The following is a 773-nucleotide window of genomic DNA, read 5'->3' on the forward strand; positions in this document are numbered from 1 at the left end:
GCGGCTGCGGCCCCCGCGGTCGCCGTCCGGCCCTTCGTCGTCGGCGCTGCGACTGCAGTCGCCGTCACCTCGGCGGCCGGCAGGATGGTGGTGCGGAAGATGAACTTCGGATCCGCGCGCCAGCTGGGATCGCGCTTGACCAGCGCCATGAACTCGCGGTGGCCGGCCGTGGACCTGCCGACCAGGCAGCCGGCCGAGGCGCCCTTGATGTCGTTCCTCGGGTAGTCGTAGCCGTGGTGCTCGTTGATCCAGAACCAGCCCGTCTCGGTCCCGTCGCCGTCGCGCCGATAGTCGCGATTGCCGTCGCGGAAGACCGTGACCTCGGCACCGGTCTGCACCAGCGCCTCGTGCGCGCTCGCCTTGCCGGCGTGGTGGATGCCGACTTGCCAGCACCGCTGCTGCCCGTGCGCGATGCGGGCGGCTCCGAGATTGCTCAGCGGCCGCTCGGTGTAGAGCTTGCCGGGCTCCGTGGTGGCCTCCCAGGCGCCGGCGATCACGGGCACGCCGCTCTGAAAGACGATCACGAAGCGCGCGTCGTCGAAGCCGTTCGGGCGATTGGCGTTCGGCGTCCCGTCCGGGTCCATGCCCTCGACATAGACGATGTTCGCCTCGTTCGGCCCGCGGGCGATCGTGCAGCCCCGGCGCTCCATCGCGGCGACGATGCGTTCGGCGAGCGTACCGGTCGCCGCGGCCGGCGAAACTCCGCCGATCGGCGGAGTTTTCGGAGCCGGGGCGGCCTGGGCGGCGAGGCCGTCCTCGAACAGCTTTGCCTC

1 protein-coding gene is annotated in these 773 nt (G+C 71.5%); it reads right to left on the minus strand.

Going from position 1 to position 773, the window contains the following annotated elements; all coding sequences use genetic code 11:
- Positions 1-773, minus strand: a 773-nt coding sequence (locus CH341_RS34720) for a hypothetical protein (RefSeq protein ID WP_111423702.1), incomplete at both ends; no start/stop codon positions are given.

The organism is Rhodoplanes roseus, from assembly GCF_003258865.1.
Taxonomy (GTDB): Bacteria; Pseudomonadota; Alphaproteobacteria; order Rhizobiales; family Xanthobacteraceae; genus Rhodoplanes; species Rhodoplanes roseus.